The organism is Nonlabens tegetincola (assembly GCF_002954355.1).
GTDB classification, from domain to species: domain Bacteria; phylum Bacteroidota; class Bacteroidia; order Flavobacteriales; family Flavobacteriaceae; genus Nonlabens; species Nonlabens tegetincola.
In genome coordinates, this window is record NZ_MQVV01000014.1 from 244,722 (window position 1) to 266,678 (window position 21,957).

General features: G+C 34.0%; 18 protein-coding genes. 15 read left to right on the top strand and 3 right to left on the bottom strand.

What is annotated here, in order from left to right:
• Positions 1–148 precede the first annotated feature (148 nt).
• Complete coding sequence (locus BST93_RS08010; RefSeq protein ID WP_105018742.1) at positions 149–1,447, top strand: NAD(P)/FAD-dependent oxidoreductase; 1,299 nt, start codon at positions 149–151, stop codon at positions 1,445–1,447.
• Here the strand turns inward: BST93_RS08010 and BST93_RS08015 are convergent.
• Complete coding sequence (locus BST93_RS08015; RefSeq protein ID WP_105018743.1) at positions 1,444–2,547, bottom strand: outer membrane beta-barrel protein; 1,104 nt, start codon at positions 2,545–2,547, stop codon at positions 1,444–1,446. The genes BST93_RS08010 and BST93_RS08015 overlap by 4 nt on opposite strands.
• Before the next feature lie 105 nt (positions 2,548–2,652).
• On the opposite strand from BST93_RS08015, the gene BST93_RS08020 reads away from it, so the two are divergent.
• Both BST93_RS08020 and BST93_RS08025 read left to right on the top strand, forming a co-directional pair.
• Positions 2,653–4,008 carry a TrkH family potassium uptake protein gene (locus tag BST93_RS08020; RefSeq protein WP_105018744.1) on the top strand — a complete coding sequence of 452 codons (1,356 nt, stop codon included), beginning with the start codon at positions 2,653–2,655 and terminating at the stop codon, positions 4,006–4,008.
• Positions 4,009–4,175: 167 nt separating this feature from the next.
• Positions 4,176–4,871: a phage tail-like protein gene (locus tag BST93_RS08025; protein ID WP_105018745.1), complete on the top strand. Its 696-nt coding sequence runs from the start codon at positions 4,176–4,178 to the stop codon at positions 4,869–4,871.
• Positions 4,872–4,881: 10 nt separating this feature from the next.
• On the opposite strand, the gene BST93_RS08030 is transcribed toward BST93_RS08025, so the two are convergent.
• On the bottom strand, positions 4,882–6,162 hold the full coding sequence (locus tag BST93_RS08030; RefSeq protein ID WP_181072574.1) for a M20 metallopeptidase family protein: 1,281 nt from the start codon (positions 6,160–6,162) through the stop codon (positions 4,882–4,884).
• Between the two features lie 61 nt (positions 6,163–6,223).
• Positions 6,224–7,249 (bottom strand): helix-turn-helix transcriptional regulator, encoded by a 1,026-nt coding sequence (locus tag BST93_RS08035; protein ID WP_105018747.1) that lies wholly within the window; start codon positions 7,247–7,249, stop codon positions 6,224–6,226.
• Between the two features lie 229 nt (positions 7,250–7,478).
• Between BST93_RS08035 and BST93_RS08040 the strand changes: the two genes are divergently transcribed.
• From BST93_RS08040 to BST93_RS08095, 12 genes are all read left to right on the top strand, one after another.
• Positions 7,479–8,867, top strand: coding sequence for an RtcB family protein (locus tag BST93_RS08040; protein WP_105018748.1), 1,389 nt, complete (start codon positions 7,479–7,481; stop codon positions 8,865–8,867).
• A 411-nt stretch (positions 8,868–9,278) separates the two neighbouring features.
• Entirely contained in the window at positions 9,279–9,656 is a 378-nt protein-coding gene (locus BST93_RS08045) for a PH domain-containing protein (RefSeq protein ID WP_105018749.1), read from the top strand.
• A gap of 208 nt (positions 9,657–9,864) precedes the next feature.
• Positions 9,865–11,346 (top strand): type I restriction-modification system subunit M, encoded by a 1,482-nt coding sequence (locus BST93_RS08050; RefSeq protein WP_105018750.1) that lies wholly within the window; start codon positions 9,865–9,867, stop codon positions 11,344–11,346.
• The gene (locus BST93_RS08055) at positions 11,347–13,113 is read left to right on the top strand and encodes a DUF262 domain-containing protein (protein WP_105018751.1); all 1,767 of its coding nucleotides are present in this window, start codon (positions 11,347–11,349) and stop codon (positions 13,111–13,113) included.
• A complete protein-coding gene (locus tag BST93_RS08060; RefSeq protein ID WP_105018752.1) occupies positions 13,114–13,878 on the top strand; it encodes a hypothetical protein in 765 nt (254 codons plus the stop codon). It begins immediately after the preceding gene.
• Positions 13,878–15,338 (top strand): type I restriction-modification system subunit M, encoded by a 1,461-nt coding sequence (locus BST93_RS08065; RefSeq protein WP_181072576.1) that lies wholly within the window; start codon positions 13,878–13,880, stop codon positions 15,336–15,338. The genes BST93_RS08060 and BST93_RS08065 overlap by 1 nt, the downstream gene beginning before the upstream one ends.
• Before the next feature lie 8 nt (positions 15,339–15,346).
• Positions 15,347–16,519 (top strand): restriction endonuclease subunit S, encoded by a 1,173-nt coding sequence (locus tag BST93_RS08070; RefSeq protein WP_181072578.1) that lies wholly within the window; start codon positions 15,347–15,349, stop codon positions 16,517–16,519.
• Between the two features lies 1 nt (position 16,520).
• Positions 16,521–17,459: a hypothetical protein gene (locus tag BST93_RS08075; protein WP_105018755.1), complete on the top strand. Its 939-nt coding sequence runs from the start codon at positions 16,521–16,523 to the stop codon at positions 17,457–17,459.
• Positions 17,460–17,488: 29 nt separating this feature from the next.
• On the top strand, positions 17,489–19,918 hold the full coding sequence (locus BST93_RS08080; RefSeq protein WP_105018756.1) for a sacsin N-terminal ATP-binding-like domain-containing protein: 2,430 nt from the start codon (positions 17,489–17,491) through the stop codon (positions 19,916–19,918).
• Position 19,919: 1 nt separating this feature from the next.
• Complete coding sequence (locus tag BST93_RS08085) at positions 19,920–20,546, top strand: hypothetical protein (RefSeq protein ID WP_105018757.1); 627 nt, start codon at positions 19,920–19,922, stop codon at positions 20,544–20,546.
• A gap of 116 nt (positions 20,547–20,662) precedes the next feature.
• A complete protein-coding gene (locus BST93_RS08090; RefSeq protein WP_146104996.1) occupies positions 20,663–21,478 on the top strand; it encodes a GIY-YIG nuclease family protein in 816 nt (271 codons plus the stop codon).
• A gap of 41 nt (positions 21,479–21,519) precedes the next feature.
• Positions 21,520–21,909 carry a hypothetical protein gene (locus BST93_RS08095; protein WP_105018759.1) on the top strand — a complete coding sequence of 130 codons (390 nt, stop codon included), beginning with the start codon at positions 21,520–21,522 and terminating at the stop codon, positions 21,907–21,909.
• Positions 21,910–21,957: the final 48 nt, after the last annotated feature.

Sequence of the window (21,957 nt, forward strand, 5' to 3'; positions counted from 1 at the left end):
TAAATAATGCATTTCATCGATGTGGTTAGTAATTCGAATTAAAAAAATGTGTTAAGGTTAAATTGCTTAGTGATTTTTAATTTTCAATCAACCTTAATTACATGTTAATGTCATCATTTATAATTTCGGCTGCGAGTATCTTTATGCTATGAATGCATTTAATATTCCTCAAAGCAATCACCCTAGAGTCATTATAGTAGGTGGTGGTTTTGGTGGTGTTACGCTTTCGCGAAAGCTAACAAAGCTCCAACTTCAAGTGGTACTTATAGATCAAAATAATTACCACACCTTTCAACCCTTATTGTATCAGGTCGCAACTAGCGGTTTAGAACCTGATAGTATTGCATTCCCATTACGAGGAATTACGGATAATCAGGAGAATTTCTTTTTTAGAATGGCACAGGTTACTCAGGTTGTTCCCGAAAAGAATGAAATTGAAACTAATATCGGAAAATTACAATTTGATTACTTGATTCTTGCCACAGGAACCAAAACCAATTACTTCAATAATCAACAAATAGAAAATGCTAGTATGGGAATGAAAAGCGTGGTCGAATCGCTTAACATACGTAGTACTATGCTCAAAAATTTTGAAAAGGCTACTATTACAGCTAGTGAAAAGGAGCGTAAAAAATTAATGCGTATTGTAATATCTGGCGCTGGACCTACTGGAGTAGAACTTGCTGGTGCTTTTGCCGAATTTAAAAAAGGAGTAGTTCCCAAGGATTATCCCGATATTAATCCTGAAAATATGGAAATTCACCTCATCGATGGGTCAGATAGGGTATTGTCTAGTATGAGCGAGGCTTCTAGTAAGAAATCTTTAAAATATCTCGAAAAATTAGGTGTCAATATTCATTTGAATACCTTGGTTAAGAATTATGAAGATGATGTCATCTCTACAAATACGGATCTTAATCTAGAAGCATCCACCTTTATCTGGAGTGCTGGTGTTATTGGAAATCACATTCCTGGTATTAAAGAAGATTCCTTTCATGAGAAAACACAACGTTATCGAGTAGATGAATATAACCGTATCATGGGTTACGAATCTATTTATGCTGTTGGTGATATCGCATTAATGGAAACTGATGACTATCCCAAAGGTCATCCACAAGTTGCGCAGCCAGCTATACAACAAGGGAAAAATCTCGCCAAAAATTTTAAAAGGCTACTCAGGGAAAAACCTCTTAAACCTTTTTCATATTTTGATAAAGGAAGCATGGCTACCATAGGGCGTAATAAAGCAGTTGCCGATGTGGGATCTTTTACGATTGGCGGTTTTGCTGCCTGGTTCACATGGTTGGCAGTTCACCTTTATTTTTTGGTAGGTGTTAGAAATCGAGTGGTGGTTTTTCTTAATTGGATTTATAACTATTTCAACTTTGATCGTGCTGCACGTCTTATCTTACAACCAGAGCGATCCAAAGGGGCTCCTAAGAATTAAAACAACCAGCTGCGGTCCCAAACTATTCCTAGATTGATAATAAATTCATACCTACTAGTTGAGGTGTTTTGTTCAAATATTTGAGCATCGTTGGTGCTAGCCAGTCTACGTGCTTCAAATCTTAAAAACGAATACTCGGTAGGCTTGTACTCGGTCGATAGCGTTATTCCATAAACTGATAATCCTTCATCCACTGTTAGTTGAGAAGGAACGATTCCTGATATAAATCCGTTTTGATCTTTAAATAATTCTATTCGGCTTGTATAACTCCATTTGTTATTTTGTTGAAATTTTGCAGTAAGTAAAGCATTGTACATCCAGGCGGTTTTTCCCGTTTCTAATTCACTATTGGTTTGAGATCCTATATCAAATCCAGCTGTCAACCACCATCTTTCAGAAAATTGGGTGTTTAAATAGGCGTTGTGGTAGGTTCTATATCGAGAAACAGGATCATCAAGGGTAGCTTCTTGTCCAAAAATATTGGTATAAGTGATGCTTGTACGGTCATTAAACGCATAGGTAAGTAATGCTCCAACGCTGAGCTCGTCATTCTCGTCAACAAATTGGTTATACCCATTCAAAACCCATAATTCGGCATACCAATTTTCATTGAATTGATTTGAAAGTTTAGCTCCTGCTTGATAAAAGGGTTCATTAAACGTAGCTACAGCTGTAGAAGCCGTCCAATTGTTTTTTGGGAGAAAACTTTCTGTTCCTATATGGGTAGTAAAAAAACCTGCATCCAGCCATAGTGTTTTGAACAACCTTAAGCCAACTGTTGCAGTTTGTACTTCATTAAAGTCATCGGACCAGGTTGCTTTTGCGATATCACCATAATGCAGGGTAAGGCTAGCTCGTACGTCCTTTGATTCATACTGAGCTCCTAATTGCGCTATATTTAAGCCTATTTGATTATTCCTGTTGGACGTGGTTGTAAATGATCTAAAACCATCATGACTGCCTCTAGGGACATTGGCATAGTAAGTATCCAAATAAAAGTCTACAGTAAGTTTCTTTTCTGTGGCTTCTTCTTGGCTTCTACCGGTAAAGATTCCAGTAAAAACACAAAAAAGAACGAATAGTGTATTCGATAAATTCATAATACAAAAGTCAACAGCCTTGGACTTATAATTTTGGTAAATAGGAAGAATTTAACTTAAAGTTATTGCATATAATTGGAAATTTGCCAAGTATTAAAATCCATCATGGGCCACTTTTTTAAAACCTTAAATCAGAAATATCAAAGATTTAAGTTAGGACTAAGTCCACAGCGCAATTTATTTTACGGTTTTTTCACCTACATTCTCGCAGGTTGTTTGTTATTATGTTTGCCTTGGTTTCAAAAACAGGACGTATCTTTTTTGGATAATCTATTTATAGCCACCAGTGCGGTTTCTACTACAGGTCTGGTTACTGTAAGTGTATTTGACTCTTATAACTTTTTCGGTCAATTTGTGGTAATGTCCTTATTCCAATTAGGTGGTATAGGTTACTTGACATTCACCACTTTTATGTTACTGTCTACGACGAGAAAAATAACACACTGGCACAAAAGATTACTTAGCTGTGAGTTTACATTACCGACTACGATACGCATCAAGGATTTCTTAAAATCGGTAATTTTATTCACTGTGATTATGGAATTGATAGGAGCAATCTTGTTTTTTATTGCCTTTTATCATGATGGGATGCCATTCTGGGAAGCAGTTTGGAACGCTATATTTCACAGTATAAGTGCTTTTTGTACAGCAGGATTTAGTTTGTTCAATAGTGGTTTTACCGAATACGTTGACGACGGATTTATAAACTTCATTATTTCGTTTTTAGCGATCGCTGGGTCATTAGGATTTATAGTGGTGACTGATTTAGTATTATACCTAAAAGACAAGACTCACAAACTGAGCTTTACTACCAAAATCATTTTTATAGGTTTTGCTTTCCTATTAAGTACAGGATTTATGTTTATGTACTTTTTAGAACCTAGTGTTACTGCTTTAATGGGATCTGAACGTATTTATGCGGCTTTCTTTCAAACCATGTCTGCCATGACTACAGTAGGATTCAACACAGTTGACTACGGTATATTTTCTCTTCCTATTGTTTTGGTTACTATTTTCTTGATGTATGTAGGAGCATCTCCATCAGGAACTGCTGGTGGAATGAAAATTACCACACTTACAGCTGTTTTTGCTATTATGAAAAGCAGGTTACAAGGAGCGAGAGAAATAACCTTTTTGGGACGTAAAATACCTTTTGAACGATTGTATATCGCTACCTCTTCCTTTATATTTTATACATCACTCATCTTTCTATTTACTTTATTGCTTTCTTTTACAGAAGATTTCTCTTTTGAAAAAATACTGTTTGAGGTAAGCTCTGCATTGGGAACTGTCGGACTTAGTATGGGAATTACTGGTGATTTAACAGCTTGGGGAAAAGCCATTCTTATTGTATTAATGTTTATCGGAAGACTAGGAGTACTCACTTTTGGATTGGCTATTTGGTCCAAACAAAAGCATCAAAAACAGGTCGCAGTTTTAGAGGATGATTTGGCAGTGTAAGTAGTTACTTTCAAATCTGTTCGACAACTGGTTAATAATTCTCTATAAACTGTAAATCAGTGTATTAGGTATTGATTTTTAACAATGTTTTAAGACTCCTTCTGTGGCGGTATAGGCTGCGATAATTATTCTTGCAGCCTTATTTCATTCTACTATCTCATTCTATTATGTACCGTTTACTTTTAATCACTTATTTATTTATAAGTTCCATTTCTTTAGCTCAGGTAGGAATTAACACCAATGCTCCCAGTCCTTCAACTTACCTAGATATTCAAGGAACTGATGCCGGTGTGCTATTACCTAGAGTAGCCTTAACTGGTAGCGGTGATACAACCACCATTTCGCACGGAAATGTTGAAGGATTAATAGTCTACAATACCGCTACGGTAAGTGATGTAACACCAGGTTTTTATTACTGGAATGGTACTGCTTGGTTAAGGTTCCAAACTTCGGCACCAGTACAAACTGGAGTGATGATGCGTAATTTTACCGCAACGGGAATAGGCGGCACAGGTACCGTTTTCAATTTTCCTAACCAGCTCTTTAATACTATTACAGGTGCCAGCTTTAATGGAAATCAAATAACCTTACCTACCGGATTGTACATTATAGAATCTGATTTGCGATTAAACTCCAACAATACTATTGATTGGAATGTACGATTAAACGGCACACAGGTTACTACAGGAGCATCTGGATCTGCAAATCCAGCTGGATTCAATACCAATGCCAGTACGATCAAACAAATAAGCATTGTTCATATTACCGCAGCGACTGGTGAAATTGATTTTATAGTAACTAATGGTTCGGGTGCTACGATCTTAAACGGTCAAACTCACGTTCTCATTAAAAAGATAGGCTAGTAGCCTAGTATCAATTTACATTCTCATATTTGGCACGAGCAGCTAGTAAGGTGCTAAAATAACGCACGCCATATTCAATAACCGATTCGTCAACTTGAAAAATGGTTGTATGTGGCATGGCAATAATGTTTTGTTCAAAATTAGAAGCACCCATAAAAAAATAGGTTCCTGGAATTTCTTCTTGAAACAAAGCAAAATCATCGCTACGTCCACCAGGAAAACTTCCAGAAAGCTCTGTGAGTGCATCCTCATAATGATTAGACAGGAATTGCATAGCCTCTTTAGTGGTTTCGGGATGGTTTTTAATCACGTAAGAAACGGGTTCGATGTGGTGGTACTTATATACATCTTGCAAAGCCCCATGCTTAAACAAAGAATCCATCTTTTGACGACCTTGTTTCAGCTCTTCAGCGTTACTAAAGCTTATATAAGCGCTCAAAGTGGTGCTACCTTGGAGCTTTTGCACTTTCACCGGACTTTCTAAATAGGTATAATTCTTATAGATACTAGAACTACCTACGATACCAATAGTAGCATCTTCAAAAGAACTATCAGTACCAAAACGTTCATCAGTCACGTTTTGTAATTGCTTAAAGTAGGAAGTAGCCGCATTAATTTTGGTAGTATCCTGGGTACGTAAACCCAAAACGACTTTCTTGTAATGGGCGTAAATCTCATTGGGTTTAACAGCCACCGTACCTACAGGAAACGGAGTCATATGCAAGGCATAGAACTCATCAGGTTGAATTATTTCTAGCAAACCATCATCTAGCATGGCCTTTGCCCCAGTAATCGTTTCTTCGGAAGGTTGAAAAACGAAATAATACGTTCCAACTAATTGCTCTTTGTGCAAACTCAAATTTTTAGCAATTCCCAAAGCAATGGTAGTATGCACATCGTGGCCACAAATATGTCTTAAACCTGGATTTTTAGACGCAAAAGCTACTGGATCATCTTCAAACTCAGTTGCAAGTGCGTCAATGTCGGCACGCCAGGCTATTTTCTTACCAGGCTTGCCCGTATCTAAAATACCAACCACGCCATAACCACCTATATTCTCATGAACTTCTAGTTGTAACTCCTTGAGGTAATCAGCAACAAGAGCTGCGGTTCGTTTTTCATTACCAGCTAGTTCAGGATATTGATGTAAATCTCTACGTATTTCTACCAGTTCACTGTACATTTCTTGTGAAGCAGTAGCTATATCCTCAAGCAACAATTCAGTATCGTTTTCAGTAGGTTTGCAAGACAACAGTACGCTTATTGTCAATAAGGTTAGTACGTATTTCATGGTCTGGTATTTCAGGTAGTTACTCAAAGATAGTAAAATAGCTGGGACCTTAAGAATATTGCTAATTGGATAATATGTCGTTATACCTACTAGCTGCATTTTGAACTTTGAATGCAATTCTACGTCTCAACCTTTTAGGAGAAAGAACCTCGAGACTATCACCAAAACCTAATAACAATCTATCCAGCTCAAAATTTGTATGAACCTTGATGCTATAGGTAGACCAACCATTCTTATCCTTTTCTATAAAACGTTGCGAACTGTGAAAGGGTTTCGTTTCTACATAAGGAGCATTTCTTGAATCTACTTTAAAAATAATGGTTTTTAAATTGCGATTATCCAGTACAGTAACTCCTATCGTGTCTTTGTAATACTCCTCAATATTTATATCACTAGGTGAGTATTCAATACTAAAATCATAATCAATTCCCAGTATTCTATCCAGCGCTAGCGTGATCAATTTATTGCTTTTATTGGACTTCACAATAAGAAACCAGCGGTTGTTATATTCTTTTAAGAAATAAGGATGACAAGTTATTATGGATGGTGCGATTGCTGTAAAACTTTGATAAAACACTTCGATCACCACTTGTTTTTGAATAGCATGGTACAGTTCGTCCAGTAATTCCAGACCTTTTAATTTGGTATTCTGTTCTAGATGAATAATGGCATTTTTATGATGCCGCTCGGTATGGATACGATCTTCAAGCTTATTGAACAAACCGCTAAGTTCTTGAAATAAACTAAAATCTTTAAACTGTCGCAGCATATCCATGGTTTCAGATAAAATACCCATATCATTTTGTGACAGCGGTATTTTTGTAATAGAATAATTAGGATCGGTATACCGGTAATACTTGCGATCATACACCTCGATGGGAGCTTGGTATCCCAGTTTTTCGCTACGCATCATTTGTATATCCAATTGTATGGTACGTTTGCTCACATTAATATCCCTACCTTCAAATTCATACAACGCATCGCTACAGGCAGCTATCAAATCTTGTAAAGTCCAGTTGCGCATGCTATTCTGCAAGCACTTATCTATTGTTTTGTAGCGAATTAACGCATTTTTATTAACAGCCATTTTCCCTAGTTTATTTTGAAATAGTAGGTTTTAATTCCGCTTTCGCGAAAGCGGAATCACCATAAATTCATACATAAATACAATATAATTCTTACTACGCAAAAACATTGCGCAGTAAGAATTAAATATTTGTAATGTCAAAAGGGAAAGGGTATTGTGGTTAGATCCTTTCTTGTGGTAACTGCGCCACCATGGGACGTGGCGCAGTTTGATATCAAAAATAAAGAAAATGAAAACAATTACTGGAAAAGACATACGCGATCTAGGATTCCCACCGGGAAGATGGTATAAAGAAGCGATGGAACATATTAATAAACATCAACTATCACAAGAACAAATGTTGGAATACCTAGAGCAGTTTAGATTGCCTGAGGCTCAGGATTTACATGAGAACCCAGTTTCATTTAAACTAAATATTGCAGCCCAAAACGAGCTAGAGCAGGAAAATGTGAATCAAGTAAAAGCTACTATGGAACAAGTCATGCGCACACCTACTGTAGTAAATGGTGCGGTAATGCCTGATGCTTGTCCAGCAGGACCAGTAGGTACTATTCCTGTAGGTGGCGTGGTAGCTACTAGAAATGCTATTCATCCTGGTATGCATAGTGCCGATATATGTTGCTCGGTCATGCTAACTGATTTTGGAAATGTCAATCCTAAAACGGTGCTAGATGCGGCACACCAGATCACGCATTTTGGTCCAGGTGGAAGACCTAGAGGACAGCAATTTTCTCTTACACAAGAAGTAGAAGAGTTGTTTAAAAACAATTGCTTCTTAAACGATGATGTCACCATGTCCATTGCTCAAGAACATTTAGGAACTCAAGGTGACGGTAATCACTTTCTATTTGTAGGAAAATCGGCAGCGACTGGTAATACGATGATGATTACGCACCACGGTTCACGTGGTCCAGGTGCGCGCTTGTATAAGAAAGGGATGAATGTGGCCGAACGTTTTAGACAATTATTGTCGCCACAAACCCTAAAGCAAAATGCCTGGATTCCTTTTGATACCGATGAAGGACTAGAATATTGGAAAGCGCTACAAGCAATACGCGCCTGGACTAAGCTTAACCATGAAATTATTCACGAGCAAACCGCTCTAGAAGCCAATTACCAAGTAGAAAACAGGTTTTGGAACGAACACAATTTTGTTTTTAAGGATGAAGACATTTTTTACCACGCCAAAGGTGCTACACCGCTGGATCAAAAATTCATGCCTGATATTACTGGTCCTAGGTTAATACCTTTAAACATGTCAGAACCTGTTTTGATTGTTGAAGGAGCGACTACCAGTGGTAATTTAGGATTTGCACCGCATGGCGCAGGTCGTAATATGAGTCGATCGCAGCACAAGCGTAACCTGGCAGAACGTAGTGATTTGGATATTTTTAAAGAAGAAACAGCAGGACTAGATGTTCGTTTTTTCAGTAAAGAGATTGATATTTCAGAATTACCTAGTGCTTATAAAAAAGCGGCTACGGTGCGCGATCAAATGCAAGAGTATGGTTTGGGAACGGTCATAGATGAGGTCATGCCTTATGGTTGTATCATGGCAGGTGACTGGCAAAAAAATGCGCCTTGGCGCAAGAGAAAACGTAAAAAGCGCAGGAAATAATTCCTAGTATGTCATTAAAGATTAAAGAACGTTTAAAGTTTTTTACTCTTTTTTTATCCAACATCACATCATAGGTTAACCAACATCCACATTAAATTAACTAAAAACCAAATAATACACATTAGTTAAAAAACTAGTTTTTTTCTATCTTCACAGTCCCCTAAATCGCTGCATTTTCTTACTCAAAAGAAAATGAGTGGTTTAGGGTGTTTTTATGTTTGATCATAACGAGATTACAAAGAGTAATCACTCGTTGTGACCTAAATAAAACCCTATTATCGTGTTGATAAACTCTTTTTTAAGTACAACAATTGGTTGTTTTAAAGAAATAAAAACAAGCGGTAGAACACAGGTTTATTGGAAAAGAACAGAATTAAAAAGAAAAATAATTAAACCAACAAATAAAAAGTTATGGGATTGTTTAATAAGATTTTGGGTAACGCTAGTCAAGTTTCCTCAGAACAGCTAAGTGAAAAATACGGTAGACTACTTACTGATAATGAGCAAATCGAATTGGGCTTTAAATTATTTAGAGACGTGTTTATGTTTACTAATAAACGACTAGTACTTATTGATGTGCAAGGTCTTACAGGAAGTAAAGTAGAGTACAAATCCTTGCCCTATAAAAGTATTTCTAGATTCTCACTAGAAACAGCAGGTACTTTTGATCTGGATGCCGAGTTAAAAATTTGGATTTCTAGTGAAAACATACCTTCGGTAAGTAAAAAATTCAATAAAAGTATTAATGTGTACGAGGTTCAAAAATACCTCGCCAGCAAGGTTATGTAAAGCTTTCTTGTGAGTAAGCAAGCTGTGAATCTATAACATCTATTAGATAAGTTCATTAAAAACTAAATACTACACATTAGTTAAAAAACTAGTTTTTTTCTATCTTCACAGTCCCCTAAATCGCTGCATTTTTTTACTCGAAAGAAAATGAGTGGTTTAGGGTGTTTTATTAATAACGCTTTCGCGAAAGCGTAACTGCTATTAGCCAATGAATGAAGAAAAATTAACCTTATCACAACTAGAACAATACTTATCTAAAGCTGCGTGGATTTTAAAAGGTCCTGTAGATGCCTCAGATTATAAAGTTTATATTTTTCCTTTGTTGTTTTTTAAACGTTTGTCTGATGTTTATGATGAGGAATACCATCAAGCCCTAGAGGAATCTGATGGAGATAAGGAATATGCATCTTTACCAGAATTTCACCGATTTGAAATTCCAGATAATTGTCATTGGAAAGATGTGAGAGAAACAACAAGTAATGTAGGTCTAGCCATTGAAAAAGCGCTACGTGGTATTGAACAGGCTAATCAAGAATCGCTGTATGGAATTTTTGGTGATGCACAATGGAGTAATAAGAACAAGCTTTCAGATCGATTGCTTATTGATTTGATTGAACATTTTTCTCAATATAATTTATCCAACTCATTAGTCGATCCCGATATTCTAGGAAATGCCTATGAGTATTTGATCAAACACTTTGCAGATTTAACTAATAAAAAAGCAGGAGAGTTTTATACACCACGTTCCGTAGTTCATTTATTAGGTTTGATTTTAGATCCTCATGAAGGAGAGACCATCTATGACCCAGCTTGTGGTACTGGCGGAATGTTATTAGAATGTGTTGATCATTTGAAGGATAATAATGAAGATTACCGTACGCTTAAATTATACGGTCAAGAGAAAAACTTAACTTCTAGTTCCATTGCAAGAATGAACATGTTCTTGCATGGTATTGAAGATTTTCAAATTGCAAGAGGAGATACTTTACGACAACCTGCATTTTTTGCAGCAGATGGTTTAAAAACCTTTGACTGTGTGATTGCAAATCCACCGTTCTCTTTAAAACAATGGGGTGCAGAAAATTGGACCAATGATCCTTATGGTCGGAATATTGCTGGAGTGCCGCCTAAGGGCAACGGAGACATGGCTTGGGTGCAACATATGATTAAATCCATGAACAGTACGGGACGTATGGCAGTGGTTTTACCTCATGGAGCCTTGTTTAGAAAAGGTGCAGAAGGCAAAATTAGAAAAGCTCTTCTAGAACAAGATTTACTAGAAGCGGTTATTGGTCTTGGACCTAATATTTTCTATGGTACGCAGTTAGCAGCTTGTGTCATGATATTTAAACAAAACAAGCAAGCAGATAAAAAAGATAAGGTTTTATTTATTGACGCCTCAGACCAAGTAAGAGTAGGTAGAGCGCAAAACTTTTTAGAACCTGACCATGTCAATCAAATCTTTAAATGGTACACTGCTTATCAAGATGTTGAGAATTACGTAAAAGTAGCTGACATCAATGATCTTGAAGAAAATGATTTCAATCTTAATATTCCGTTATACGTTGAGAAGATTATTGAAGATAATTTACCTAGTGTAGAAGAAGCACTTTCTGATTTAAAAGAGGCTTGGGAAGCGAGCCAAAAAGCTGAAGAAAAGTTTAAAAAAATATTGAAAGATTTTATATAGATGGCCTACGAAACTCCGATAACCATAAAAAAGGCAATTGATAATATAAAGCGTAAGAAGTATTTGCTACCGTCGATCCAAAGAGAATTTGTTTGGGATACATGGCAAATAGAACGTCTTTTTGATTCATTAATGCGTGATTATCCAATTAGTACATTTCTATTTTGGAAATTATCAAAAGAGAAAACTACAGATTTTCAATTCTATGAGTTTTTAAGAAATTATCATGAGAAAAATAATCGGCATAATACAAAGGCAGATCTTTTAGGTGATGAAGATATCATTGCTTTATTAGATGGTCAACAAAGAATGACCTCATTGTATATCGCGCTCGCTGGAAGTATTGCTGAAAAAGCACTTTACTACAGATGGGATAGTCCACATGCATTCCCTGAGAAGAAAATGTATCTTGATTTATTAGCTGAATCTGAAGATGCAGATTTGAAATACGATTTTCGTTTTTTAACCGATAAAGAATTAAAAGAAGACCAAAACAAAGAAGACGTGTTCTGGTTTGAGGCGAGTAAAATTATGTCTATGGTGGATAGTCCATCTGTTATGCAATATGCTATTCAACATGATTTGATGAATACAGCTAAATACACAAAAGAGCAGTCAAGTTTTGCCTTGGACACTTTGTCCAAATTTCAAAATGTTATTCATCAAAAAGGTACTATAAGTTTTTATTTAGAAGAAAGTGAAGAGTTAGATAAAGTGCTACAAATCTTTATTAGAATAAACAGTGGTGGAACCAAGCTTAGTTATTCTGATTTACTACTCTCTATAGCTACTGCCCAATGGGAAGAAAAAGATGCAAGAGAAGTAATTCATCAATTTGTGGATGAGATTAATTCGATAGGAGATGGTTTTAAGTTCAACAAGGATTTCGTTCTAAAAAGCTGTTTAGTATTGGCAGATATAAAAGATATAAAATTCAAAGTAGATAATTTCACAAAAGCCAATATGGCTATTATTGAAAACAAATGGAATGGTATTTCAGAGTCTATAAAAAGAGCTGTAGAACTTGTTAGTAAACTAGGTTATAGTAGAGATAATTTGCCAGCAACTAACACTGTTATTCCGATTGCTTATTTTATATATAAGAATGAGTTTGAAAATACAATTCTTCATTCTCAGTCGAGGCAACAGGATAGATTTCAAATAAAAGAATGGCTAGCTCGTGTTCTAATTAAGGGAACTTTTGGTGGTCAACCAGATTCAATTTATCCTGTAATGAGAAAATTGATAAATGAGCATTTAGGCTCTTTCCCGTTAGAGGAAATTATCAATTATTATAAGGGTAGAAGAAAATCAATATCGTTTACAGAAGACGATATTGAAAGTATTTTGGAATTAAATTATGGTAAGGCACAGACATTTTCAGCCTTGGTCCTCTTATATCCTTCTTTAAACTGGAATTTTAAATATCATCAAGACCACATTCATCCTAAATCTTTTTTCTCCACCCGAAAACTGAATAAACTTGGATTTACCGATACAGAAGAGATTCAGGAATTTCAATCACGTTTTAATACATTGCCGAATCTTCAGTTATTACAAGCTAATGAGAATACAGAGAAAAATAACAAACCATTTGAGTCATGGTTAAATGAGATTTATCCTAATGCCGAAGATAAACGCACCTTTATTTTACAGCACCATATTCCTACAGATACTTCATTAAAACTTGAAGATTTTATGCGGTTTTTTGAAGCAAGAAGGACAGCGTTAAAAACTAAATTAATGCGTGAATTAAAAGTAAGCTAAATGACCCAACAAGAGCTAGATACTTTGGCTTTGATTGATTTTAAATCAAGCGAAAGCAAAGCAGGAGGTTCGAAACAAGTTATTCTTGTTACTGAATCTAAAGCAGAAAAAGCTAAAGCATGGTATGAAACTAGTTTTTTAGTTTCCTTTGTATATCCTATGTTGACCGCGATTGCTATTATTTTAGCTTCCCGATTTTTTGATCGTAGAAAAAATAAAAAGGCATTAAAAAAATCAGATAAAGAAATTGAAAAGCTAAAAGTAGAAACAGAAAACATAAAAAGATCGTTTCAGCCTATTGTAATCTCAACTTTACAAGCAACCCAAGATAAACTTCTAGCCAAAAAAATTGAAGCTCTGGAAAAACTAACATATTTTTTCAATCAAATCGTTAAATATAAACCATCATTCAATGAAGGTGAATTAGTAATTCCAACTAAAAATGAAATTTTTCTATCAATATTTCTTGATTTTCAACCTCAGTACAAAATTGACTATATGAATTTTCATAATTCGTCTTCGTTTCTGTTTTCTGATATAGTTTTAAAGCAGTTGGATGTATTAAGTGATCAAATTTCTCGATTAACAGAAAAAAAGGTCGGTCATATTTTTAAAAATGAAATGATATCTTCTCTAGATAACAATACAATCAATCTAATAGATGATATAATAAGATCATTTAAAAATTGTCAGTCACTAATGCGCAAGGATTGTTTTTTAGATACAGAATTTATTCACCAATTCATTGAAGAAAACAAAAGATAATGACCCAACAAGAACTAGAAAAATACCTTTGGGGAGCAGCAACCTCATTACGAGGGACTATAGATGCTGGTGATTATAAACAATACATCTTTCCCTTACTGTTTTATAAGCGCATTTGTGATGTTTATGATGAGGAGTTTGAAAAGGCACTAGAAGAAAGCGATGGTGATTTAGAATACGCAGCATTTGCAGAGCATCATCATTTTATAGTACCCGAAACGGCACACTGGAACAGTGTACGAGAAACCACGGTAAACGTAGGTATCGCTATACAAAATGCCATGCGCGATATAGAAAAAGCGAATCCAGAAACGCTTTATGGAATTTTTGGTGACGCCTCATGGACAAATAAGAATCGGTTAAGTGATGCCACCTTGACCAACCTAATAGAACATTTCTCGCAGCACAAACTCAATTTAAAAAATGTACCTGACGACCAATTGGGTAATGCTTATGAGTATTTAATAAAAGAATTTGCAGACGATTCTGGCCATACCGCAGCAGAGTTTTACACCAATAGAACGGTGGTTAAACTCATGACTATGATTATGGATCCACAACCAGGAGAAAGTGTCTATGATCCTACTTGTGGTTCTGGAGGATTGTTACTGAATTGTGCCTTGCATTTACGTGATGAAGACAAGGAATACCGTACTCTAAAATTATACGGTCAAGAAATCAACCTTATCACCAGCGCTATAGCCCGTATGAATATGTTTATGCACGGTATAGAAGAGTTTAGCATTGTACGTGGTGATACCTTAGCACGACCGGCCTTTTTGCATAACGATGAACTAAAAACCTTTAATGTCATATTGGCTAATCCACCTTACAGCATCAAAGCTTGGGATCGCAAGAGTTTTGAAAATGATCCTTATGGACGTAACCTTTGGGGAACACCACCACAAGGTTGTGCAGATTATGCCTTCCAGCAACACATACAGAAAAGTTTAGATGTTGAAAACGGACGTTCTATTTCCCTCTGGCCGCACGGTATTTTGTTTCGCGAAAGCGAAGCAGAAATGAGGAGTAAGATGATTGAAGAAGATTTGGTTGAATGTGTGATTGGTTTAGGCCCAAACTTATTTTATAATTCACCCATGGAGGCCTGTTTGTTAATTACTAAAACGAATAAAACAAAAAATAAGCAGGGAAAGGTTTTAATTATAAATGCTTTAAAAGAGGTTAAACAAGAAAAGAATATTGCTTTTCTAGACCAAAAGCATATTGACAAAATATATAATGCTTACAAAAATTTTGAAGACATAGATAACTTTGCACGAATAGTTTCTAATGATGAACTGCTAGAAAACAAAGGAAGCTTAAATATTGCTCAGTATTTAAGTAATGTAGATACTAGTAATCCTGTACTATCAATAAATGAAGCACTCTCCAATTGGGAAGAACAATCCAAAACTTTAGATAAAAGTATGAATGAATTATTTGAAATCTTAAAGTAATGGAAACAATGACGCAGAATATAGATTTAAATTATCTAGACAAGTCTACTTGGGAAACATTCAAGTTTGAAGAGATTGCTCATAAAGTATCTAAAACAGTAAAACCTGACGAAGCTCTAGTTGATATTTATATAGGTTTAGAGCATATAGATACAAACGATATTCACATAAGAAGAAAAGGAGTTCCTGCAGATGTTAAAGGTGGAAAATTAAGATGCTATCCTGGTGATATTATTTTTGGAAAACGACGTGCCTACCAACGTAAAGCAGCAATAGTAGATTTTCATGGTATTTGCTCTGCTCATGCATTTGTGTTTAGAGCAAATTCAGAAGTAATTGATCCAAAATTATTTCCATTCTTTTTACATTCAGACCAATTTATGCATCGTATGGTGGATATTTCAGTAGGTGGATTATCGCCAACCATAAATTGGGGAGATTTAAAACAACAAGAATTCCTACTACCACCTAAAGACCACCAAGCCCAACTTGCTGAATTACTTTGGGCTATGGATGAGGTTGTTGAGAGGGAGAATGAGGTTTTAAAACATTTCAATATTTTAAAAAAATCAAAACAGAAAAAATTACTATTGCCTGAAATATCGGATAAATGGGAGTCAATTAAGCTCCATCAAGGTTTCGACAAAATCACTAAAAAAAATAAAGAAAATTTATCAGATAATGTTTTAACCATATCTGCTTCTCAAGGATTGATAAATCAGGAAGAATACTTTAAAAGACAGGTAGCAAGTAAAAATCTTTCTAACTATTATGTCCTAGAAACAAACGATTTTGCCTACAACAAGAGTTATTCTAATGGTTATCCCGCTGGTGCAATAAAGGTTTTGAATAAGTATAAAATTGGACTTGTTTCACCACTTTATATTTGTTTTAGATCAAAATTAAATGAGCATTACAACAGTTATTATGAGTATTTATTTGATTATGGGTACTTAAATAAACAAATTTTAAGTATAGCAAAAGAGGGAGCAAGAAATCACGGATTACTTAACGTGGCTAGTAGTGATTTTTTTAATCTTAAAATCCCAAAACCAACTCAGGAATATCTTGACCGAATTGTACCAATTCTGAGAACATTAGATGCAATTCAAGGTAGTATTGAATCCAAAATTTCAAGTTCCAAAGCCTTACAAAAGAGTATAATTAATCAGGTGTTTTAGTATGCAGTGGTACGAGCCAGATACACGTTGGGATTTATATGCAAAATCTAGAGAAGAGTTTGTAGATAGGTTTGTTGTTGAAGGTAAGTTTCATAAAAATGTACCAGAAGATATTGTCACAGATTTTCAAACAGTAAGTTACTTAATGGCGCATAGCTATTATCATTGGCCAATGTTTGATGAAGCTATGAGTAAACTACTGCTCATCATGGAAATGGCCATTAAATTAAAAGCTAAAGCACTTGGAATTCCAACCAAAAATGGCAAAAGAGATAAACGGTTGGTAAACATTATAGATGATGTTTTTGAGAATGATTTTTTAAAGTTTTTAAAACCAGATTTTGATAGAGCCAGAAATTTTAGAAATATAAAAATGCATCCAGATAACCTTATGTTTATGGGAGCAATGGGCTTTACAGATGCAAACGCAAGACTATTTGCAAACACTATTAATTTATTGTTTTTAGAGAGTAATGAGTTAAATAAATTACACTCAACCATACATGAATTAGAATCAATATTAAAGCCATTTAAAACTGGTATTTATGTGTTGCAGTTTCAAGATAAAAAGATTTTGATTGATGGGTTTTATACTTTTAAATATCGTGAGTTTGAGAATAACAAATTACTGTTATTGTATATAAACCCATTGACTACAAATGTTCACGAAAAGTTTGTAGAAAAAAAATATCCAGAACCATTAATAATAGCATTTAAAGATTTTAGCATAAAGGAAGATAGTATTGAAGATGAAGATTTAGATGGCAACCCAATCAGGATTTATATTAATGATAAAGAACAGAATTTAAAAGCCTATTTTAATTATCATAAAGCATTGAGTAAGATTCCAGAAAAAGATATGCAGATGTTTTTTCAATTGAATAGTTCTAATGCATTATGGCAAATGGAAAAGATTTTTTATGAGAATTGTTGGAGTTAAAATAGTTTAATTAATCGCGTGTTTTAATTATGTCATTAAAATTTATTGATGAAATAAAAAGAGAGGAAGAAAATCAATCGCTTTCTATTCCAGCCAAGAGGCTAAAAGAAAAACTAGAACCTATAAATAGCAAGGTAGAAGAAATGACTAAAAGATGGTTTTGGGAACTTCTTCAAAACGCGAGTGATTATAATGATAATGTTAAAGTAAAATTGACATTAGATAACAATAAAATCACGTTTTCACACTCTGGAAAACCATTTAGAACCTTAGATGTTTTAAATCTAATTTCTCCCGACTCTGGGAAAGATGGAGATGAAATAGACATGAAAGATAACATAGGTAAGTTTGGGTCAGGTTTGATTTCTACTCATGTACTTTCCAGTATAATTGAAGTTGAAGGTATTGTAAAAAAAAATGATGAAGATAAACACTATAAATTTAATATTTCATTAGATCGAAGTAACCCAGGTAATAAAAGCTTTCTTCAAAATTCCATTAAAAAAACAAAATTAGAATTAAGAAATAATCACCACCTATCAGAGTATAAAAAAGGCACTTTTCAAACTCATTTTTCTTATTTATTAAACAAACCATTTAATCAAATAGATGGTAAAAAAGCAGCAATAGAAGGTATAAATTATTTAATTACCATATTACCTTATACTTTGTGCTTTATGAGAAAAGTATTATCAGTTGAGATTATAAATAATGCTGATGAGTTCAATAAATTTTCTTCTTTTAAGCTCATTTTTCAATCTCAAAATGACAATATTATAACATTTAAGAAAATTATGGATAACGAGATTGAACTCATAGATATGTTTTATCTCAGTTATGATAAGGTAAGTACAGCTATTCAAATTAATAATAATAATGTTGTAGCGTTTCCAGATAACATGTCAAAATTGTTTTGCGGGCTACCATTAATAGGCACAGAAAAAGTTGGTTTACCAATTATTCTTAATAGTTTAAACTACCAGCCATCTACCGAAAGGCATAATATTGAATTATCTCCTAACGATTCTCTCAATAGAAAAATATGTGAAGAAGGTGTTGAGTTATTTGATAAATTGATTAAAATTCTGCTTTCAAACAAAACTGGGAATCTTTACAACATAGCATATGTAAGAAAAACATTTAATGGTACCGAACCGAGTAAAATATGGTTTAAAAATAAATTAGTTAAATCGTTTATTGCTAAGATGTTAAGTTCGGATTTAGTAGTTAATGTAAAAGGAGATAATATTCCATTAAAAAATGCTAAAATTCCTTTTATTGATGATGAGCACATGGAAAGATTTTATGGTGTAGCGAATTGTTTTGCATCATTAAAATTACCTGAAAAATTTAGTTTCGAGGCATGGCATAAAGCTATAGATTTTAATCTCATACCTTCTGTCAAATATTCCTTCGAAAATTTTCTATCTGAGGTTGTTTTAACCTCACAAATAGATACATTTTCATTACATAATTCTAGTAATACTATGGAATGGCTAAAAAATGTTTTTTCATTGATTTCCGATGTCGAACCAAATTTATTCAACAAATACAAAATTTTTCCTAATCAAAACAAAGTGTTGTGTGAAAGAGAATTTATATACTTTAATGATGATATGCCTGAAGAATTAATTGATATTAACAATTCAATTAATAAAGAAATTATGGAAAATACATTATTGCACTCTGATTTCAATGACTTTAAAGATTATCTTACTGTAGGAAGTAGTAGAGGGCTTAAATTTATTTGTAATAGAATAGACGAATCATTTAAAAATGCGTATGCCAAAAATGATGGTCGTCCAGATACATTTATAGAACCGCTAAGAAAATTATTTAAATGGTATAATGACTCTGATTTAAAAGTAAAAGAATTAAAAGATCTATTCAAATGGTTCAGTACCAAAAGAGCGGTTTTATTTCTTGAAACATTTAATGAAACAGAAAGAGATATGGCACTTAATATAGCCCAAAGTGGCAAAATGCGAGCGTTATCTAAATTAGCAGACTCAAGTATAACAATTGAGCAGCTATCTGAATTATCGAATAAGGCTCATTTAATAGAATCCGTACTCCTAGGCTTGCAAGAAGAAATTGATGATAAAACATATGCCGATAAAGAGACTGGAAAAATAGGAGAAAAGCTTGTTTATGAGGATCTAAAAAATAAATTTCCTGAATATCAAGGGTATAAAGTTATTTGGTCGAGTAAAGAATTAAATGAATGCCGTTTTGATTTCGAAATTCTTTATCAAGAAAGTACTAAGTATTACATTGATGCTAAGACTACAATTCGAGGTCTTTCTAACAGTGATTCAGTTCCTTTCTTCATGCGTAAGGCGCAATGGAGTTTTATTCAGTCCAATGAGGCACAGAAAAAATATTTGCTTGCCAGAGTATTTTTACAAAACAAGAGTCATCAGGTAAATTATCTTTCAATTAATCTTAAAAATTTGTGATTTGGAGAAATTAGACGAAAAATTCGAAGTCATACACTACTATGATAATATTTATCTAGTAATCGAGCATAAGAAAACCATTGAATACGATCTAAATTTCAAAGGAGCACATGAGCTGGCAAAAAAAGAAATGAATAAATGGATTACGTGTATTAAGTCTAAAAGTTTATATCACTACAGAAAGAAAGACGATACATTATTATATGCAGGAAGAGTTCGAATTGGATCTGTGGGTGGAAGGACTTGGAAAAAACTATTTGTCGACGGTATCAAAATTATAATTCTAGATGGTAGATCTGAACCAGATAGAATGGATTATCAATGGATTTGCAATTATTTAAATGCAATTGAAACTTATGGTGTAGATGCTTTTATGGATAATTATAAAAAATCTTTACAAGAATATAGTCAGCGAATAACCATGAATATAGAAGCAAATCAATCTTTACTTGAAAAAATTAGTAATAAATCTATGAAGGAAAAAATTCAATTTGAAATTATCCGGAATAGATCTATATTAAATAAAATCTTAAATATCATTCTTTTAATTAATGTACATATGAATTTAGCAATTGAAAATGATATTGCTAAAATTACTTATGATAAAATAAGCAACTTATTTGCTTAATGGTATGTCATACAATTAACATTATAATGTATTAAATATTATTGCGAAGCAACTTACAATTTTATCCTAAATTCTAACAACGACCAATGACCTTACATGCTGCTATAGAACAAGTCTTGTTAAAAGCTAAAACAGCGTTAAGCACAGCTGAAATTGCCAGCGTTTTAAATAAAACCAGCTGGTACACCAAAAAAGACGGTTCTGCTATACAAAGCAGTCAGATAAGTGCTAGAGTTAGAAACTATCCTCATTTATTCGTAAAAAGTAATGGGAAGATTTCACTTAAAAACACCACTGGGATAGTTAAAACTCCAATAGTTTCTAAACACAAAAAGTTAGCAGTTAAATCCAGTATAGAAGACTCTACTTTACAGAAAAAGATTCTGATGAATAAGAAGAATTTCAATTCAGTTGCTGATAGTGAAGATAGTATTCCGCATGAGCCAGGACTGTATTGCGTCAGAATTAAAAACAGTAATGCGCTTCCTTCTACTTTTCAAAATGTATTAAAAGAGAGAAAACACAATATTATCTACATAGGTTTAGCTTCTAAAAGTTTGAAGAAACGTTTTTTAAATCAAGAGCTAAAAGCCAAAGGGCATGGAACTTTCTTTAGAAGTCTAGGAGCACTTTTGGGATATGTACCAGAGTCTGGTTCTTTAAAAGGAAAAAGAAATCAAAACAATTATAAATTTTCAAACCTGGATGAAGTTAAAATCATTAACTGGATTAATGAAAACTTATCAATTAATTGGGTTACGCATTCTGAAAATTTGAGTGGAATAGAGAAGGAGCTTATCGTAGAGTACTTACCTATATTAAATATTGCAGGTAATCCAGAGGCTTTGGATGCATTACGATTGTTGAGGAAAAGGTGTAAAATTGTGGCTCTAGATATGTATAACTTAGTAGGCGGTAGGGTGACATTTTGATGGTTATCAGTTTGTTACTCTAAAATACGGAAATAAACTAAATGGATTTTAAGTACATTGAAAACAAATACAACCTAGACTTTGATGCGCTTGCGACGCTATTAAAGAAGTATGAGATTAAGTTAACTCGAGCACATCTTAGTTCTATACCGCAGGAATGGATTTCGCTAATTGAAGAAGCCTTAAATACTCATTGTGATAAGGGAAAAATAAAAGATCTCTCGGCGGGAAAAAAGGTAAAAGGCACATCTAATTCTAAAAGAAAACCTCCTATCAAATCAAGAACGTCAGCAAAGGACCATTTTTTTGCGTTGATTAAATATGTTGCGCCAGACTATAGCCATGCTTATTTAAAGAAAATAGATGATTTACGGAATATATCATCGATTGATATTTATTCTAGGGATAATACTTATAAAATTAAAAAGTAGTTGATTCATTAGATGTAAACCAAATAGTACTCGTTGCTAAAACACGAC

Coding starts and splice junctions, on each gene's coding strand:
- BST93_RS08010 (WP_105018742.1), top strand. CDS start 149: ATGAATGCATTTAATATTCCTCAAAGCAATCACCCTAGAGTCATTATA.
- BST93_RS08015 (WP_105018743.1), bottom strand. CDS start 2,547: ATGAATTTATCGAATACACTATTCGTTCTTTTTTGTGTTTTTACTGGA.
- BST93_RS08020 (WP_105018744.1), top strand. CDS start 2,653: ATGGGCCACTTTTTTAAAACCTTAAATCAGAAATATCAAAGATTTAAG.
- BST93_RS08025 (WP_105018745.1), top strand. CDS start 4,176: ATGTACCGTTTACTTTTAATCACTTATTTATTTATAAGTTCCATTTCT.
- BST93_RS08030 (WP_181072574.1), bottom strand. CDS start 6,162: ATGAAATACGTACTAACCTTATTGACAATAAGCGTACTGTTGTCTTGC.
- BST93_RS08035 (WP_105018747.1), bottom strand. CDS start 7,249: ATGGCTGTTAATAAAAATGCGTTAATTCGCTACAAAACAATAGATAAG.
- BST93_RS08040 (WP_105018748.1), top strand. CDS start 7,479: ATGAAAACAATTACTGGAAAAGACATACGCGATCTAGGATTCCCACCG.
- BST93_RS08045 (WP_105018749.1), top strand. CDS start 9,279: ATGGGATTGTTTAATAAGATTTTGGGTAACGCTAGTCAAGTTTCCTCA.
- BST93_RS08050 (WP_105018750.1), top strand. CDS start 9,865: ATGAATGAAGAAAAATTAACCTTATCACAACTAGAACAATACTTATCT.
- BST93_RS08055 (WP_105018751.1), top strand. CDS start 11,347: ATGGCCTACGAAACTCCGATAACCATAAAAAAGGCAATTGATAATATA.
- BST93_RS08060 (WP_105018752.1), top strand. CDS start 13,114: ATGACCCAACAAGAGCTAGATACTTTGGCTTTGATTGATTTTAAATCA.
- BST93_RS08065 (WP_181072576.1), top strand. CDS start 13,878: ATGACCCAACAAGAACTAGAAAAATACCTTTGGGGAGCAGCAACCTCA.
- BST93_RS08070 (WP_181072578.1), top strand. CDS start 15,347: ATGACGCAGAATATAGATTTAAATTATCTAGACAAGTCTACTTGGGAA.
- BST93_RS08075 (WP_105018755.1), top strand. CDS start 16,521: ATGCAGTGGTACGAGCCAGATACACGTTGGGATTTATATGCAAAATCT.
- BST93_RS08080 (WP_105018756.1), top strand. CDS start 17,489: ATGTCATTAAAATTTATTGATGAAATAAAAAGAGAGGAAGAAAATCAA.
- BST93_RS08095 (WP_105018759.1), top strand. CDS start 21,520: ATGGATTTTAAGTACATTGAAAACAAATACAACCTAGACTTTGATGCG.